Consider the following 17,409-nt stretch of genomic DNA (forward strand, 5'->3'; position numbering starts at 1 on the left):
CTTGATAGTTGAAAATATAATGGGACTTATTGCGCTTTCGCGAAAGCGTAATTACAACCACGCCACCGCTACACATATTTAAGTCACAGGGTGTCTAAAAATATGGCACAAATATATGTGAAAATTGAAAGAGCACATAGGGAAACACTAGCGAAACTCGTATCTTTAAAAGAAAAAAATGCTTCTTAACGTATCTTACAACAATCCTGATGTAAAGCGCAAAATTAACGAAGAAGTGGGCGAGCCCTACGGATTGCGTGAGCGCATTAAACAAGGCGGCATAGGTATAGGTCACCTTGTCATTACAGAATCTAGTATACAGATCCAGAATTTTCTTGCTCTAGATAAATATCGCAATAAGTGCAATATAGAGCTTAGACCCCGTGGTATTATCATAGGTTTTAGAGCCTTACTAGACAGCTATGCGCTGGTAATTCCCTACTGGAAACTCAACCTTTACAAGGGTCGAGCAGAAGAGTATAGTGTCTATCGCGATAATTATTTTATCAAAATTGAAGCTAAGGCAAAAGACAAAAAAGTACACAATTTTATGAAGCGTATTCTTGACCAGAAAGCACAGCAATCTCCCACAAACATAGACGACCTGTAAGATTATGAAAATACTACTTACGGGTGCAAATGGATATATAGGGATGCGATTACTCCCTATGCTACTTGAGGCAAATCACGAGGTGGTATGTGTGGTGCGCAATGAGGCGCGGCTGTCTGTAAGTAAAAAAATAAAGGAACAGATTACTATTATAGAGATAGACTTTCTAGACAAACCAGAAGCAAATAAATTACCGAAAGATATAGATGTTGCCTACTACCTCTTGCACTCTATGAGCTCGAGCACCTCAGATTTTGACGAGAAGGAAGAGCTCTCTGCGCTCAATTTTAACACCTATCTCGCTCCTACTAGTTGCCAGCAGGTGATCTATCTAGGGGGTATTGCAAATGATAAAAACTTAAGTAAACACCTACGCTCACGTCAAAACGTAGAGAACACTCTAAAAAAAGGTAAAGCTGCTCTCACAGTACTTAGAGCAGGGATCATTGTGGGATCTGGGAGTTCTTCTTTTGAGATTATACGCGACCTATGTGAGAAGCTACCTGTGATGATTACCCCAAAATGGGTCAATACAAAATGCCAGCCTATAGCTATACGCAATGTAATGCAATACCTCACTGGAGTTTTAGGCAACGAGAGCACTTATAATGATCAATTTGATATAGGAGGGCCAGATGTGCTAAGCTATAAAGAGATGATGCAGTGTTATGCAACAGTGCGCAATCTTCCATTGTATATTTTTACAGTACCAGTAATGAGCCCAAAAATCTCTTCATACTGGTTGTATTTTATCACCTCAACATCTTATAAACTTGCGCTCAACCTTGTAGATAGTATGAAGGTAGAGGTGATCTCAAGTGACTCTAGATTGCAAGATTTACTAGGCATCACCCCTATAAGTTATGAAGATGCTATTGATTTGGCTTTCGCCAAAATTGAACAAAATCAAGTAGCGAGCTCTTGGAAAGATAGTCTTGTAAGTGGTCGTATTAAAGTAAATCTAGATGACTATATACAAGTACCTAGCTATGGATGCCTCAAAGACAAACAAACCATACATCTAAAAGACCGAAACCTAGCTCTCGAAAATATCTGGGCAATAGGTGGTGACAGAGGCTGGTATTATGGTGACTGGATGTGGAAGATAAGAGGGTATATAGATAAACTTGTAGGAGGCGTAGGCCTGCGTAGAGGAAGAACACATCCAGATAAGATTTTTACAGGTGATGTAATAGACTTCTGGCGTGTGTTACTAGCAAGTAAAGAAGAGCCTAGGTTATTACTATTTGCAGAGATGCGCGTACCAGGAGAAGCTTGGCTTGAGTTTACAATAGATGAAAATGATGTGCTACACCAGACGGCAACCTTTAGACCAAGAGGTATTTTTGGCAGACTATACTGGTATAGTATGCTACCCTTTCACTACTTTATTTTTGGTGAGATGATAAGAAATATTGCTACAAAGCGATTTGAGCAATAAAAAAAGGCGAACCAGAACGTGTATTATCTGAGAGATAAATTCGGTCGCTTTTTAAATCCTACTAAAAAAAATTACCCGTACTGTTTTACCAGTTAATTTTAAAAGTGAAAACTACAAACACTTATAAAATTGCTTCTCTCAATACATTATTCTAGAACGCCTATATGTGATAAATATAATGCGTTATTCTCTAATTTCCTACACTTTAGATACCGATTCGTGTGAATTTAATACACTTTTACACAAAATCGTTTAAATAAGATCTATAAGTGATTTATTTTCTAATACTTTTAATGTCTGGTCTCTTACTTCTATCATAAGTATATGAAGACTACACTCCTCTTCTTTGGGACAATCATCACAATGCTCATAAAAGTTAAGACTCACACAAGGCAATAACGCAATAGGTCCCTCTAGGGTGCGTATCACAGATGATATCTTTATATCTTCTGGCTTTTTAATAAGGTAGTATCCGCCACCTTTACCTTTTTTACTACCTAGGTAGCCCGCTTTACGCATAGAAAGTAAAATACTCTCCAGAAACTTTTTTGAGATATTTTCAGAATCTGCGATTTCTTGTATAAGCACTGTTGTATTCTCTGGCTTTTTTGCTAGAAAAGTGAGTGCCTTTAATCCGTATTTTGTTTTTCGCGAAAGCATAATACGAATATACTTTATTCTTCCTTAGGAAGAAACACCTCTGCCATCATACATCTTGCACTACCTCCTCCACAAGTTTCTATCGTACTTAAGTCGCTACTTAAAATCTCACAGTGTTTTTCTATCTTATTAACTTGATCCTTAGTAAGGCTCTGGTGTGCATCTGCACTCATCACTAGGTACTTCTTATCATCTGCTCCCAGTACCTGTAACATATTACCTGCAAAGTGATGCATTTGCTCTTCTGTGATAGATATCACTTGCTTGCCCGTTTCTTTTAAGTGTTTCAGCACATTTTTACGCTCCTTTTTATCATCTATAGTATCAAGACAGATCACACAAAACTCCTCTGCAAGACACATCATCACGTTAGTGTGATAAATAGGTAATCTCTTACCATCTACCGTTTGGTTTGCAGTAAACACGACTGGTGTGTACTCAAAATCTTCACAAAACTCAATAAACAAACTCTCGTCTGCTCTTGCAGATAAGGCGCAGTAAGCACGCTCGTTCTGGCGGTCCATAAGAATACTACCCGTACCTTCTAGAAAAACATCTTCATCTTCTGCCTCTGTGTAGTCTACAATATTGTTAATCGTAAATCCTTCACTTTCTAGTCGTGTAAGCACTTCTTCCCTACGCTCTCTTCTTCTATTTTCGGCAAACATAGGGTACAGGGCTACATTACCACTTTCGTGAAAAGATACCCAGTTATTTGGAAAGACAGAATCTGGAGTATTCCCTTTTATATCGTCATTTTCAACAATAACATTTACACCCACGGCGCGCAGCTTTGCAACAAAGTCATCAAACTCTTGTTGTGCTTTTGTATTGATCTCATCATTTTTAAGACTTATATCTTCTTGAAAATAATTATTAACCGCCGTCTCCTCGTTCATTCTAAACTGAACAGGACGTATCATTAAAATTGTGTTTGTAATTTGTCGTGATGCCATAGCTTACCTCGTGTATGATATTTTTATAAGTAGTGGTGAATAAAAAACTATATCGATTGCGAATTTAGGCGAGAATTTGAGGAATACCTATCTCTTTTTGACTTTTTTATTTACCAAAAAAATCGCTCTAAAAATGCCTGGATTTACGCGCTTTACAGCTTGGTTATAAGATCATCTATAATCATATCGCCGTGCTCACGTGTATTCTCTATAAAGAGTTTACTTGTGCGCATTCCTGCAGCAATTACCCCAGCAACATACACACGTTCTAGTGGCGTTTCTAGCGTCTCTTGATTATGAATAGGTGTGCGTGTCTCGTCATCTGTAACAGGCAGGCCTAACTTTTCAAACAAGGTATAATCTGGCTGATAGCCTATCATTGCGAGTACGAAGTCATTTTCTAAAACGACCTTCCCATCTGGTGTATTTAAAACTACGGTAGATGGTGTTATTTCTTTTACTGTGGTATTAAAATAGGCCTTTATGGAGCCTTCTTTAATTCGGTTTTCAATGTTAGGCTTGATCCAGTATTTGGTTTTTTCATACAGGCCTTCCCCACGTATTGCCATTGTCACCTCTGCATTTTTGTAGTAGGTTTCTAGCGCGACATCACAGGCAGAGTTTGCTGCTCCCACCACCAGTATCTTTTGATCTACATATGGGTGCGGACTGTCATAAAAGTGTTTTACCTTAGGTAGGTCTTCTCCGGGTACGCCTAGTGCGCGAGCGACATCATAAAAACCGGTGGATACTATAACCGCTTTCGCGAAAGCGTTACCCTTATCTGTCTCAATCTCATATCCATCATCTTTAGGCGTCATTTTCTGTACCTGAGTATAGAGTTTTAATCTTAGTTTCCAAGTGTCTTGCACTCTTCTATAATACTCAAGCGCCTCCTTACGAGTAGGCTTATCTGTATGAGATACAAAAGGAACGCGACCTATTTCTAGCAGCTTTGAGGTACTAAAAAAAGTCATATTTTCTGGATACCTGTAGATGGTATTTACGAGCACTCCCTTTTCTACAATAAGGTAATTAAGTCCTTTTTTATGAGCTGCAATACCGCAGGCAAGCCCTATAGGTCCTGCGCCTATTATTATGAGATCGTATGGTGATTGTGCAAACATTATCTATTTCTCCAGAAAAATGGGGTTAATAAAATAAGTACGGTAAAAAGTTCTAGACGCCCTATGAGCATTAAGAATGCCATCCACCATTTTGCTCCTATAGGTAACCACCCATAACTATCTACGGGACTTAACCCTCCAAAGGCTGGGCCTACGTTACCTAGTGCAGATGCAGATCCTCCCAGGGCTGTTCTAAAATCAAGTCCCATTGAGGCAAGTACACTTGCCCCTATAATCCAAGAGAGCATATATAATATAAAGAATGCAAGAATGTTAAATATAATAGAGCGATCTACAGACTTAGCATTATAGCGCACAGGTAATATGGCGTTAGGATGTAATGTTCTTTTAAACTCTACTATAGCATTACGTATGGTAAGCAGGTGGCGCACAACTTTAATACCTCCCGATGTTGACCCTGCAGATCCACCTAAGAACATAAGTCCAAAGAAAATAACGGTAAGAAAAGGTGTCCACATTGTGTAGTCTGCCGTGACAAATCCTGTGGTTGTTATAACTGCTAGCACTTGAAACAACCCGTGACGAAAAGCAGCTTCTGCCTTACCCCACACCATAGGGTGCTCTATTGTAGACAGACTAAGGTCTGCATTAAAATACATTACTAATGACACTAAAATACCAAAGCCAAAGACAAAAGCCATATAAAGTCTAAACTCCTCATCCTTTAAAATCTTCTGGATTTTACCCTTAAATGCAAAATAGCTTAATACAAAGTTTGTACCCGCTAGAAGCATAAAGAACGTTATAATATACTGTATAACTGGCTTATCATTCCAGTAAGCAACACTTGCATTTTTTGTAGAAAATCCTCCAGTTGAGAGCGTACTCAATGCGTGGTTTACCGCATCAAAAAATGACATACCAGCCAGCTTAAGCAAGATGGTTTCAATCACTGTAAAGCTTACGTAAATTAACCATAGACGTTTTGCCGTATCAGTAATTCTAGGGTGTAACTTATCTGCACTAGGTCCTGGAGCTTCGGCCGCAAAGAGCTGCATTCCCCCTATACCTAGCAGTGGCAGTATAGCAATAGCAAGTACAATGATACCCATACCCCCTATCCAGTGTGTGGTAGAGCGCCAGAAGAGAATACTCTTAGGCAACGCTTCTATATCTGTAAGTATGGTGGCTCCTGTTGTGGTATACCCACTTATAGTCTCAAAAAAGGCATTTGCCACGCCTGGTATAGCTCCCGTAAAAAGGTAAGGCAACATACCACTAAGTGACATAAATAGCCACCCAAAGGTCACAATAATATACCCTTCTCGTTTTTTTACAATTTTCTCGTGCCCACGTGTCATAAACATAAGCAACGTACCAGCAAATGCAGTAAGCAATGCTGCTGCAGAGACTTCTAGACCTACACCATCTTTTGCAAGAAAACTTACAAGGGCTGCAATGAGCATAAAGCCGCCATTAAAAAGCAGCAGTAATCCCATTAAGTGAAATATAATCTTGTAATTAAGTTTTGGCATTGGGACTAGATAAACATTTCTTCTACCTTTTTAATAGATCTAGGTAAACAGCATACTACTACACGGTCACCCTTTTCTATTCTAAAAGCACCTAAGGCTATAAGACCTTGATTATTTCTTACTACTCCTGCTATAGTGGCACTTCTAGGGAAATCTATGTCTCGTATACGTTTACCCTGTACCTCAGAAGAGTCTTTTACAATAAACTCTAGTAGCTCTGCATTCATATTATTGAGCTTAGTCATTGCTACCACCTCTCCTTTACGGATGTATCTAAATATATTATTTGCAGCCAGTAGCTTTTTATTGATAAGGGTATCAATACCTATACTCTGTGAGAGCTGGAAGTAATCCATATTCTCAACCAGGGCTATAGTTTTTTGTACTCCTTTTGACTTAGCAACCAGACACGACATAATATTAGTCTCACTATCACCTGTTACAGAAATAAAGGCATCCATATCGTGTATATTTTCTTCATCTAGTAGTTCTACATTACGACCGTCACCGTTTATAACAAGTGCCTTAGGTAGTAAATCTGCTAGATCAATTGCTTTCTCACGGTTCTTCTCTACTAGTTTTACATTAAATCTATTACTACATAAATCTTTTGCAGTTTTTGATCCGATGTTACTACCGCCCAGTATCATAACATTCTTGATGTTTTGACGTATTTTACCAGTAAGCTTGTAAATCTCTTCTACACCGCCCTTCACCGTCACAAAGTAAATGTGATCACCTTCTTTAAAAACAGTATCACCTCTAGGGATCAATGTATATTGTGTTCCTTCTCGCTGTATCGCGATAGGCATAAAGTGTAACTCTGGAAAAATCTTTGCTGCCTCTTTTACACTTTTACCTACAAAAGATGCGGTACGTGATAAGGTCGTACCTACCATAGTAAGTGCTCCATTATCAAACTCATAACTATCTGAAAAACCACTCTGGTTAAGTAGTAACTCAATCTCACTTGCCGCTAGACTCTCTGGAGAGATTAACTCATCAATCCCAAATTTCTGAAAGCCTGCCAGCTCCTTATGTTCAATAAACTCTGTGTTAGATATACGAGCAATCGTGCGCTGTGCACCCAGCTGTTTTGCCAGTACACAAACCGTGATATTTGTAGTCTCGCTTGCTGTAACTGCGATGAGAAGATCTACTCCCTCAACTCGTGAGTCTTGTAGTATCGCAATAGAGGTTGCGTCCCCTTTTATAGTCCTAATATCTAGATGCGTGTCTGCATATGAGAGACTCTCTCTATTAGTATCAATAAGGGTAATATCTTGAGATTCGTAAGAGAGTAATTTTGCTAAGTGAAACCCTACTTCTCCTGCTCCTGCAATGATTATTTTCATAAATGGATGTGCTCAAAAATGCGTACAAAGATACTACATAGGTGATGGATTAAAAAAATTGCAAGGGATTATTGCCAGTTTGGAGGGCTTTGTAGGTGCGCTTTCGTGAAAAAAACGAACGGTATTCAAAATAACTAAGCATCTGGAGTTGAAACCCAGAGCAAGACAAATAAGCTTTCGTATAGAAGATAAAGGGGTTATGGATTATAATTTTTCGCGAAAGCGTTATCTTTGTAAAAAAATTGAAATGACCAAAAAGGTAACCCCATATAAGTCTTCAGACCAGTCTAAAAAAGAGCAAGTAGAGCAAATGTTTGATAACATTTCTGGCGAGTATGACGGTCTTAACCGTGTGATCTCTTTTGGGATAGACGTAAAGTGGCGCAAGAAGGTGGTACAACTTGTGGCAGATACTAACCCAGATTCTATCCTTGACATTGCAACAGGTACGGGAGACCTTATTATTAATATGGCAAGTACAAATGCTAGTAAACTAGTAGGTCTTGACATCTCTGAAGGAATGCTATCTGTAGGCCGAAAGAAAATTGCTGCCAAAGAACTAGATGACCGCATCGAGATGATGCAGGCAGATAGTGAGAATATGCCCTTTGAAGACCATACTTTTGATGCTATTACTGTAGCCTTTGGGGTACGTAACTTTGAAACACTAGAAAAAGGTCTAGCAGAGATACTACGTGTACTAAAACCAGGAGGGATTTTTGTGATATTAGAAACCTCAGTCCCTACAAAAACACCTTTTAAGCAAGGATACAACTTCCACTCTAAAGTGATCTTACCTACTGTGGGTAAACTATTTTCTAAAGATAAAAATGCTTACGGCTACCTGAGCGAAAGCGCAAATGCATTTCCTTTTGGAGAGGTACTCAACAATATTTTGCGTAAAATTGGGTTTAAAGACGTGCAACATAAGCCACAAACCTTTGGCGTTGCAACAATTTACACGGCTACAAAATAATTTTATGCGCACATACATTGCTGTAATAGCACTTGTTTTAAGTTTTTCTTCGGTTAATGCTCAGTGGTTATCAAGACCCAGAGTTCAGAATGATCAAAACTTTGATAAAAAACCTATTTCTTGGGGATACTACTTTGGTGTGAACTCAATGGATTACAATTTTGATTATCAAAATGAGCAAGAAGACATACAGGTTGAAAAATCTGTAGGTTTTAATGTAGGTCTCATAGGTGACTTAAGACTCTCTGAGTTTGTGAGTTTACGTACTGAGCCAGGACTTATCTACACACAGCGTAATCTTATGTATGCGCCAGACCCACGTTTTGATGATGAAAATGATCAGCTACGCGAGGTGCCCTCTACGTATATATACTTACCACTTGCACTTAAATTTAATACGAGAAGACTTAATAATGTGCGCCCTTATGTACAATTTGGCGTAGCTACAGTAACTAATTTATCTAGCAACGAAGACAATCCAGATGATAACTTTGCTGGACAGTTCCGTACAACGTCTAGTCCTTTCTTTTATGAGATGGCTATAGGTGTAGAATTATACCTCTACTACTTTAAATTTATACCTAGTATAAAAGGTGTCTTTGCCGCGTCTGACGAGTTAGTACGAGATAATAGACCTAACAGTCCTTGGACGGGTAATATTACAAAAATGCAAACCAGAGGTGTGTTCTTAAACTTCACCTTTCAGTAAGACCGCGCTACTACCCTCTTTTAAACTCACTTAAACAAATTGCCGTTGCCGTTGCTACGTTAAGACTTTCGGTAGCTTGTGTGATGCCAAATCTAGGTATAGCAACACGCTTTGTAACGAGCTGCTCAATACCCGTAGAAATTCCGTTTGCTTCGTTACCCATTACAATCACACCCTCTTGCGGCAGTGATGCTGCATAAATATTTTCTCCATCCATAAAGGTTCCAAAAACGGGACGATGCTCACTAGCCAAATATGTATCAATATCTGTATAAATAATCGCTACTCGCGTGAGCGATCCCATTGTGGCTTGCACCACCTTTGGGTTATAACAATCTACAGTAGCCTTTGAGCACACCAGCTGCTTTATCCCAAACCAATCACAAAGACGTATAATAGTGCCTAGGTTACCAGGGTCACGTACATCATCTAGCACAACGGTAAGCCCAGACCTATCTATAGCTATTGCTTCTGGCATTTTAAATGTTGCCACTGCCTTTTGTGCGGTTTTTAAAAAGGTGAGTTTCTTAAGCTCGGCTGGAGTTGCTTCATTTACCTTAGACTGGTCTTGGGGTGATAACGCTTTCGCGAAAGCGGAAACATCTTCGGTATGTAATTCTACAAGCTCTAGTGATGATAAAAGAAGTTCATTTACAACCTTAATACCCTCTGCAACAAAAACACCTTCGCGCTGGCGGTACTTTTTTTGCCCTAAACTCGTTATTCGTTTGATTGTATTTTTGCTTACCACGATTAAGATGTACTTTTGAAAATGATGAAAACGCCCTATTGAAAACAACTTGTACAAAAATATCACTATTTCTGGTAGTGGCACTCTTTCTGTTAGGTTGTAACGCAACAAAACGAGTTCCTGCAGATGGTCACCTCCTTACAGAAAACACTATTTATGATGGTGAAGAAAAAGTAAGCGAGACACGCCTTTACAATTACCTGTACCAAAAACCTAACACAAAACTACCCCTCATAGGTACGCCTCTACGGTTATACATTTATAATCTAGCAAGGCCTAATATAGATTCTATACTAGATGCACAACGTGCTGCAAGTGCAAACAGATATACCTTCTGGGAGCGCGTACTTTCTGCAAAGCAAGTAGAAGCTGTGCGTAATTTTAAAAAGAATTTTAATAGCGGTATAAAAAAGACTGGTGAAGCTCCAGCCATCGTAACAGAAGCCATTACCGAAAAGTCTGCCCAACGCCTTACTGCTTATTATGTAAACAATGGCTATTTTAATGCCGAGGTGGGCTACAACATTAAGAAAGATAGTAACCAGCGCGCATCTATAGATTATAAAGTAAAGAAGGGTACACCTTACTTTTTAGATAGTATTACCCCTATCATTGCTTCTCCAGTGGCAGATTCTATTTATTATGTACATAAAGACGAGTCTGTACTAAAACCGGGAGAGCGTTATGCCACAGCAAACATAAATACAGAAACACAGCGCCTTACAGAATTATTTAGAAACAACGGGCTCTACCATTTTGAGTCTGATTATATACGCCTTGTAGGAGATACTGTAAAAACAAACCATAAGGCAAATCTAGAGTATATAATAGACAACCCTACAGAGACTGTAAATGACTCTACGTATGAGGTTCCTTTTAAAGTGCATAAAGTATCTAGCGTAAACATCATCACAGATTATAGTTATGAGAACCGTAATAAAACCTTTAATGACTCTCTTGTAAGTGATGGCTTTAATATCTATGCTTATGATAAAATAAATTACAGACCTAAGGCACTTACAGATATTATCCCTCTTAAGCCTGGCGCTATCTACCGCGATGTAGATCGCATACAGAGTTTGAGCAGGTTGAGTAGACTTGGTACATTTAAGTACCCTAGTATCTCATACACCGAAGACCCGGCAGATAGTACACGGTCTGATCTCATAGCGAGCATACGACTCACCCCGCTAGAAAAATATAAGCTTAGGGCAGATTTTGATGTCTCTACCTCAAATATTCAAGACTTTGGAATTGCTGGTTTTGGGTCGCTTTTAATTCGTAATATCTTTAGAGGAGCAGAAACACTTGAAATCTCTGGTCGTGGTAGTGTAGGAGCATCTGATGATGCGGCAAACCCAGATGATAGTTTTTTTAATATCTCTGAAATAGGCGCAGATATGCGTCTTACCTTCCCACGTATATTTTTTCCGTTTAATACTAATAAATGGATACCTGCAGAGTGGCAACCTAATACCCGTTTTAATCTAGGTGTAGGCGTACAGCAAAATATAGGGCTGGATAAACAAACAGTGAGCGGTAGTCTCACGTACAACTGGAGCCCCTCTTGGAAAAGATCTTTTAGCGTAGATCTTGTAAATGCTCAATATGTGCGTAACCTCAACCCAGACAACTATTTCAATATATACAGAAATAGTTATGATGATTTAAACAGTATCGCTCAAAACAATCAGGCAGATGTAAATCCTGCATACTTTACTACAGATGCAAGTGGTGAGGTAAACCTCTCTATACCTTTTGGCGCAGAGCAGTTTATAAATGATGTAGATAATGGTAACGCTGGTGATATTTCTCAAAATGATATAAATGATATACAAGCTATAGGCGAGCGACAGGAGCGACTTACAGAAGACAACCTCATTGTATCTCTTAATATCTCCCACACCTACGATAATAGAGAAAACCTTTTTGACGAAACCTTTAGCCGTTTTAGAACAAACATCGAGCTTGCTGGTAATGCTTTAGCCCTGGCAGGTAATATTGCAAATACTAGCAAAAATGAAGATGGTAATAAAAGTCTCTTTGGCGTTGTATACTCACAGTATGTAAAAACAGAGCTAGACTACTCTCGTCACTGGGACCTAGGTAATAATAATATTATTGCGGCAAGAGCCTTTGGTGGGATTGCCATTCCTTATGGTAACTCTGGGAGTATTCCTTTTATACGTAGTTTCTTTGGTGGTGGGTCTAATGATAACAGAGCCTGGAGAGCTTATGACCTGGGCCCAGGAAGCAGCGGTAGCCCCAATGAATTTAATGAAGCAAATATGAAACTTGCTTTTAACCTAGAATATAGATTTGACCTCATAGGGCCTATAGAAGGTGCGCTCTTTACAGACGCTGGTAATATCTGGAATGTTTTTGATAATGTAGAAGATGAGGCCTCAAGATTTACAGGGCTTGAGAGTTTACAGGAGCTAGCATTAGGTTCAGGTTTTGGACTGCGATGGGATTTTGACTTTTTCGCACTCCGCTTTGACATAGGTTTTAAAACATACAACCCTGCCCTTGCAGAGGGTGATAGATGGTTTACCCAGTACAACTTTGCAAATGCTGTCTATAACGTGGGGATTAATTACCCATTTTAATCTTAGATAGATGAGCTTATGTAAAATGATATAGACACACTTTATATCATTGAAATACTTCTAATTATGCTTTCGCGAAAGCGTAATTCTCCTAAAACGTTATCGTAGTAACCCACCTCACAAGAATAATAAACGAGTAATATTCATTACTTTTACTACATAAATTTTAAACTCATACAATGTCGCATTCTATAAAACCAGGTGTTGCCACAGGGCACGAAGTACAAGCAATTTTCAACTATGCAAAAGAGAAAGGCTTTGCCCTTCCTGCTGTAAATGTTATAGGGTCTAACAGTATAAATACTGTGCTAGAAACAGCAGCTTCACTTAACGCCCCTGTCATCATACAGTTTTCTAATGGTGGCGCCCAGTTCAACGCAGGTAAGGGACTTAGTAATGAAAACCAACAAGCAGCCGTACTAGGAGCAGTAGCTGGAGCAAAGCACGTACACGAGCTTGCAAAGGCATATGGAGCTACAGTTATTTTACACACAGACCACTGTGCAAAAAAGTTACTCCCTTGGATAGATGGTTTACTAGATGCTAGTGAGGCGTACTATAAGGAGCACGGTCACTCACTCTTCAGCTCACATATGATAGACCTAAGTGAGGAGCCTATAGAAGAGAACATAGAGATTTGTAAAAAGTATCTTGAGCGTATGGCAAAAATGGATATGACCCTTGAGATAGAGCTAGGAATCACAGGTGGTGAAGAAGATGGTGTAGATAATAGCGATGTAGATGACTCAAAATTATATACCCAGCCAGAAGAAGTTGCTTATGCTTATGAAGAATTGAGCAAGGTAAGTGATCAATTTACAATCGCTGCGGCTTTTGGAAACGTACACGGAGTTTACAAGCCAGGTAATGTAAAGCTTACACCAAAAATTCTTAAAAACTCACAAGAGTACATTTCAGAAAAGTATGGAAAGGAGCACAACCATATAGATTTTGTTTTTCACGGAGGAAGCGGTTCTACCGTAGAAGAGATACGTGAGGCTATAGGATATGGTACTATAAAGATGAATATAGATACAGATCTTCAGTATGCTACTGCAGAGGGTATACGTGATTATTTTGGAGAAAACGCCGAATATCTTAAAACTCAAATAGGAAACCCTACTGGTGATGACTCTCCTAACAAGAAATTTTATGACCCACGCGTATGGTTACGCAAGGCAGAAGGAACGATGGGAGCACGTCTTAAAAAGGCTTTTGAAGACCTTAATAATGTAGATACGCTCTAATAATCAACATATTATTACTACATAAAAGGGATGATGTCAAAATTGTTTGATATCATCCCTTTTACGTATTTTTACAGCCTATTATTTTGAAATTTTGAACGCTTACGCGAAAGGTTGATACCATACAATGTCACCTTTGCTAAGAAGAACTAATAATACCCTTAACCAAATTCAAACACCTTATATGGCTTGGTTCAAACGTAAAGAAAAAGGAATACACACTGCAACAGAGGATAAAAAGGATACTCCTAAAGGACTCTGGTATAAATCACCTACTGGTAAAATAGTAGACACAGAAGAGCTAGAAAAAAACTTCTATATCTCACCAGAAGATGGGTACCACGTACGCATAGGGAGTAATGAATATTTTGAAATTCTCTTTGATGATAATAAATATAAAGAGCTAGACGCAAAACTCACCTCAAAAGATCCTCTCAAATTTGAAGATAAAAAGGCGTATGCAGATAGGCTAGTTGCCGCTCAAGAAAAGACTGGACTTAAAGATGCCGTGCGCACTGCTGTAGGTAAATCTAAAGGCTCAGACCTAGTGATAGCTTGTATGGATTTTAGCTTCATAGGTGGATCTATGGGTAGCGTTGTAGGAGAAAAGATTGCACGTGCTGCAGACTACTCTCTCAAAAATAACATTCCTTTTATGATCATCTCAAAATCTGGTGGTGCTCGTATGATGGAAGCTGCACTATCACTTATGCAACTAGCAAAAACAAGTTCTAAACTTGCTCAACTAGCAGATGCTGGTATACCTTACATTTCATTATGTACAGACCCTACCACTGGAGGAACAACTGCCTCATTTGCAATGCTAGGAGACATTAACATCTCAGAGCCAGGAGCACTTATAGGTTTTGCTGGACCTCGTGTGGTACGCGATACTACAGGTAAAGAATTACCAGAAGGTTTCCAGACCGCAGAGTTTGTACAAGAGCACGGTTTCTTAGATTTTATAACACCTAGACAGGAGCTTAAAAATAAAATTAATCTTTACTTAGATCTTATACTAAATAGACCAGTAAGGGCTTAAAATTTTAAAAAGGAGATGTAATAATCACCTCCTTTTTAAAATTGCTAATGAAATTTTATGTAACTATCATCTTAATAGTCTGTTTATTCTCTTGCAAGAAACAATATCAATATGATGATTATGATGAAGATGACCTTATCGAAGTTCAAGGAATAATTACATCTGCAGTTCCTGATGGTGATCCTTTTAATAATTCTTCAGTTAAAAAATATAAGATATCAATACTATTTAAACCAGAGTCCACCACTAATCGGATTTGAAAATATTGATATGTTTGAAGCTCAAAGAGGTTATCCTTTAGTTGTTCTAGTACATAAAGAGAATCCAGATATTAGTTTCTATGGAAGGGTAGGTATATTAGATACACTAAATACTAAGGTATCCACTATTTTAAAGAATCATTTTCAAGAAATGCTTAACGAAACAAATTAGACTTACTTCTTTCTATCTATCACATAATTTACCATTAGCTCTAGCGAGTCTCGATATACAGATTGTGGATAGGTCATAAGTATCTCAAGCGCCTCTTGCTGTAGCGCTTTCATTTTTGATATCGCATAATCAAGTCCACCATTATCTTTTACAAAGGCAATCACTTCTTTTACACGCTTCTTATCTGTATTCTTATTTTTAATACTATTAATAAGCCAGTCCTTCTCTTTTTTTGAAACTGTATTGAGGACATATATAAGCGGTAAGGTCATTTTTTGTTCCTTGATATCAATACCTGTAGGTTTTCCTATTTTTTCAGAACCGTAATCAAAAAGATCATCTTTAATTTGAAAAGCCATCCCTATAAGTTCACCAAACTTATGCATACGCTTTACTTCTTTACCTTTTGCGTGAACGGCTTGTGCTCCCATTGCACAACAAGCTGCAATGAGTGTCGCGGTTTTTTGTCTAATAATCTCGTAGTACAACTCCTCTGTGATATCGAGTTTTCTAGCTTTCTCGATTTGGAGTAGTTCTCCTTCAGAAATTTCGCGTACAGCGACAGAGATAATTTGTAATAAATCTGTGTCACCATTATCTATAGAAAGGAGTAATCCTTTTGAAAACAAGAAATCACCAACTAATACAGCAATCTTATTTTTCCATAAAGCATTAAGTGAAAAGAAGCCGCGACGCATATTACTATCATCTACTACATCATCGTGTACGAGGCTTGCCGTATGTATTAATTCTATAACAGAGGCTCCTCGATATGTGCGGTCATTTACCTCACCGCTATTCATCATCTTTGCAGTAAGGAATACAAACATAGGTCGCATTTGCTTACCCTTTCGATTTACTATATAGTGAGTGATACGATTAAGAAGCGCCACTTTGGAGCGCATAGAAAGGGCAAACTTTTCTTCAAAAAGTTCCATTTCATAGGCTATGGGTTCTTTAATTTGAGCTACTACTTTCATTGTAGTAAAGATACTACTTACAAATAGGATTGTATTTATAAACTTATTGTATAGATAATGTTAAATTTTCATTAAGAGCCTATAATTTCTGTAACTTAAGCCTCGTATTAATAATCCTAATTAAAAAAATATGAAACAAATTACTCTTATTGCTGCTCTTCTAGCAGTCTTTACTATGAATGCTCAAAACACCTTGATTGATGAGGGTTTTGATGATATTACGACCTTAACCGATTATACTGTTTTAAATGTAAGTGACGACCCTTCTGGAGATATTTTTCAAGGTAATGATGCTGTTTTTGAAGCATTTGATGGCGCTAGCACATCTTATTTAGGTATGAATTTTAACGCTACGGCTGGATCAGTTATCGATGTATATTTAATAACTCCAGAGCTTAACTTAAGTAATGGTGATGAATTAACTTTTTACACTAGAACTGGAGCAGCTAGTGCTTTCCCAGACAGATTAGAAGTGCGCTTAGATCCTGATGGAAGCGGAACTGAACCAACTTCTTCAAGTAATGGTTCTTATACAGATGTATTACTAGAAATAAATCCATCTCTTGCAGTGGGAGAATACCCAGAAGATTGGGAACAACAAGTTGTTACAATGTCTGGTCTTCCAGACGGTGGGGTAATCACTAAGGTTGCATTTAGATACTGGGTTACAGATGGTGGACCTGCAGGAAATAACTCAAACTATATAGGTATTGATCGTCTTACTGTAGACGCAACGCTTTCTACAGAAGAGCTACTAGCTCAAAGCTTAAATGTTTCTGTAGCATCTAAAATACTTACAATAAGTTCGCAAGAAGAATTAGTAAATGCAAAAATTTTCAATCTCTTAGGGCAAGATGTAAGAACATCTTCACTTAGTGGAAATACAGATACAGTAGATCTTAACGATTTACCTACTGGAGTATATGTTGCTCAAATAAGTAGTGCTACTGCATCTACTTCTATAAAAATTGTAAACAATTAAGCCTACGACTTAGATATAAAAAAAGCGACTCAATAG

Annotated in this window: 15 protein-coding genes; 8 read left to right on the forward strand and 7 right to left on the reverse strand. The window is 38.3% G+C overall.

The genetic code is table 11. The annotated features are described in order from the left end of the window. The first annotated feature begins 178 nt into the window (after positions 1–178). Both I597_RS13870 and I597_RS13875 read left to right on the forward strand, forming a co-directional pair. Positions 179–610, forward strand: coding sequence for a hypothetical protein (locus I597_RS13870; protein ID WP_035325282.1), 432 nt, complete (start codon positions 179–181; stop codon positions 608–610). 4 nt (positions 611–614) lie between these two features. Continuing rightward, the gene (locus tag I597_RS13875) at positions 615–2,051 is read left to right on the forward strand and encodes an SDR family oxidoreductase (protein WP_035325283.1); all 1,437 of its coding nucleotides are present in this window, start codon (positions 615–617) and stop codon (positions 2,049–2,051) included. Positions 2,052–2,303: 252 nt separating this feature from the next. Here I597_RS13875 and I597_RS13880 read toward each other — a convergent pair whose 3' ends face one another. From I597_RS13880 to trkA, 5 genes are all read right to left on the reverse strand, one after another. Next, the gene (locus tag I597_RS13880) at positions 2,304–2,711 is read right to left on the reverse strand and encodes an RrF2 family transcriptional regulator (RefSeq protein ID WP_035325284.1); all 408 of its coding nucleotides are present in this window, start codon (positions 2,709–2,711) and stop codon (positions 2,304–2,306) included. A 14-nt stretch (positions 2,712–2,725) separates the two neighbouring features. Beyond that, positions 2,726–3,667 carry a citrulline utilization hydrolase CtlX gene (gene ctlX, locus I597_RS13885; RefSeq protein ID WP_035325285.1) on the reverse strand — a complete coding sequence of 314 codons (942 nt, stop codon included), beginning with the start codon at positions 3,665–3,667 and terminating at the stop codon, positions 2,726–2,728. 152 nt (positions 3,668–3,819) lie between these two features. Further along, on the reverse strand, positions 3,820–4,794 hold the full coding sequence (locus I597_RS13890; RefSeq protein ID WP_035325286.1) for a YpdA family putative bacillithiol disulfide reductase: 975 nt from the start codon (positions 4,792–4,794) through the stop codon (positions 3,820–3,822). Beyond that, positions 4,794–6,290, reverse strand: coding sequence for a TrkH family potassium uptake protein (locus I597_RS13895; protein WP_035325287.1), 1,497 nt, complete (start codon positions 6,288–6,290; stop codon positions 4,794–4,796). The genes I597_RS13890 and I597_RS13895 overlap by 1 nt, the downstream gene beginning before the upstream one ends. Before the next feature lie 5 nt (positions 6,291–6,295). Continuing rightward, positions 6,296–7,645, reverse strand: coding sequence for a Trk system potassium transporter TrkA (trkA, locus tag I597_RS13900; protein WP_035325288.1), 1,350 nt, complete (start codon positions 7,643–7,645; stop codon positions 6,296–6,298). A gap of 247 nt (positions 7,646–7,892) precedes the next feature. Here trkA and ubiE point away from each other — a divergent pair, with 247 nt between their 5' ends. Beyond that, entirely contained in the window at positions 7,893–8,621 is a 729-nt protein-coding gene (gene ubiE, locus I597_RS13905) for a bifunctional demethylmenaquinone methyltransferase/2-methoxy-6-polyprenyl-1,4-benzoquinol methylase UbiE (RefSeq protein ID WP_035328760.1), read from the forward strand. Positions 8,622–8,625: 4 nt separating this feature from the next. Beyond that, positions 8,626–9,330, forward strand: a complete 705-nt coding sequence (gene porT / locus I597_RS13910) for a type IX secretion/gliding motility protein PorT/SprT (protein ID WP_035325290.1) — start codon at positions 8,626–8,628, stop codon at positions 9,328–9,330. Positions 9,331–9,340: 10 nt separating this feature from the next. Here porT and I597_RS13915 read toward each other — a convergent pair whose 3' ends face one another. Continuing rightward, positions 9,341–10,081, reverse strand: a complete 741-nt coding sequence (locus I597_RS13915) for an RNA methyltransferase (protein WP_035325291.1) — start codon at positions 10,079–10,081, stop codon at positions 9,341–9,343. Positions 10,082–10,158: 77 nt separating this feature from the next. Between I597_RS13915 and tamL the strand changes: the two genes are divergently transcribed. The 3 genes from tamL to accD all read left to right on the forward strand — a co-directional run bounded on the left by tamL (position 10,159) and on the right by accD (position 14,979). Continuing rightward, the gene (gene tamL, locus I597_RS13920) at positions 10,159–12,690 is read left to right on the forward strand and encodes a translocation and assembly module lipoprotein TamL (protein WP_236626635.1); all 2,532 of its coding nucleotides are present in this window, start codon (positions 10,159–10,161) and stop codon (positions 12,688–12,690) included. Positions 12,691–12,869: 179 nt separating this feature from the next. Then, positions 12,870–13,937, forward strand: a complete 1,068-nt coding sequence (fbaA, locus tag I597_RS13925; RefSeq protein WP_021778358.1) for a class II fructose-bisphosphate aldolase — start codon at positions 12,870–12,872, stop codon at positions 13,935–13,937. A 184-nt stretch (positions 13,938–14,121) separates the two neighbouring features. Further along, positions 14,122–14,979 carry an acetyl-CoA carboxylase, carboxyltransferase subunit beta gene (accD, locus tag I597_RS13930; protein ID WP_035325293.1) on the forward strand — a complete coding sequence of 286 codons (858 nt, stop codon included), beginning with the start codon at positions 14,122–14,124 and terminating at the stop codon, positions 14,977–14,979. A 434-nt stretch (positions 14,980–15,413) separates the two neighbouring features. Here accD and I597_RS13940 read toward each other — a convergent pair whose 3' ends face one another. Next, positions 15,414–16,391: a polyprenyl synthetase family protein gene (locus I597_RS13940; protein WP_035325295.1), complete on the reverse strand. Its 978-nt coding sequence runs from the start codon at positions 16,389–16,391 to the stop codon at positions 15,414–15,416. Between the two features lie 130 nt (positions 16,392–16,521). Between I597_RS13940 and I597_RS13945 the strand changes: the two genes are divergently transcribed. Continuing rightward, a complete protein-coding gene (locus I597_RS13945) occupies positions 16,522–17,373 on the forward strand; it encodes a T9SS-dependent choice-of-anchor J family protein (RefSeq protein ID WP_052111762.1) in 852 nt (283 codons plus the stop codon). Positions 17,374–17,409 lie beyond the last annotated feature (36 nt).

It is taken from the genome of Dokdonia donghaensis DSW-1 (genome assembly GCF_001653755.1).
In the GTDB taxonomy this organism is placed as follows: Bacteria; Bacteroidota; Bacteroidia; order Flavobacteriales; family Flavobacteriaceae; genus Dokdonia; species Dokdonia donghaensis.

Bases quoted from the DNA above. Each gene is read 5' to 3' on its own strand.
- I597_RS13870 (WP_035325282.1), top strand. From the start codon at position 179: ATGCTTCTTAACGTATCTTACAACAATCCTGATGTAAAGCGCAAAATT.
- I597_RS13875 (WP_035325283.1), top strand. From the start codon at position 615: ATGAAAATACTACTTACGGGTGCAAATGGATATATAGGGATGCGATTA.
- I597_RS13880 (WP_035325284.1), bottom strand. From the start codon at position 2,711: ATGCTTTCGCGAAAAACAAAATACGGATTAAAGGCACTCACTTTTCTA.
- ctlX (WP_035325285.1), bottom strand. From the start codon at position 3,667: ATGGCATCACGACAAATTACAAACACAATTTTAATGATACGTCCTGTT.
- I597_RS13890 (WP_035325286.1), bottom strand. From the start codon at position 4,794: ATGTTTGCACAATCACCATACGATCTCATAATAATAGGCGCAGGACCT.
- I597_RS13895 (WP_035325287.1), bottom strand. From the start codon at position 6,290: ATGCCAAAACTTAATTACAAGATTATATTTCACTTAATGGGATTACTG.
- trkA (WP_035325288.1), bottom strand. From the start codon at position 7,645: ATGAAAATAATCATTGCAGGAGCAGGAGAAGTAGGGTTTCACTTAGCA.
- ubiE (WP_035328760.1), top strand. From the start codon at position 7,893: ATGACCAAAAAGGTAACCCCATATAAGTCTTCAGACCAGTCTAAAAAA.
- porT (WP_035325290.1), top strand. From the start codon at position 8,626: ATGCGCACATACATTGCTGTAATAGCACTTGTTTTAAGTTTTTCTTCG.
- fbaA (WP_021778358.1), top strand. From the start codon at position 12,870: ATGTCGCATTCTATAAAACCAGGTGTTGCCACAGGGCACGAAGTACAA.
- accD (WP_035325293.1), top strand. From the start codon at position 14,122: ATGGCTTGGTTCAAACGTAAAGAAAAAGGAATACACACTGCAACAGAG.
- I597_RS13940 (WP_035325295.1), bottom strand. From the start codon at position 16,391: ATGAAAGTAGTAGCTCAAATTAAAGAACCCATAGCCTATGAAATGGAA.
- I597_RS13945 (WP_052111762.1), top strand. From the start codon at position 16,522: ATGAAACAAATTACTCTTATTGCTGCTCTTCTAGCAGTCTTTACTATG.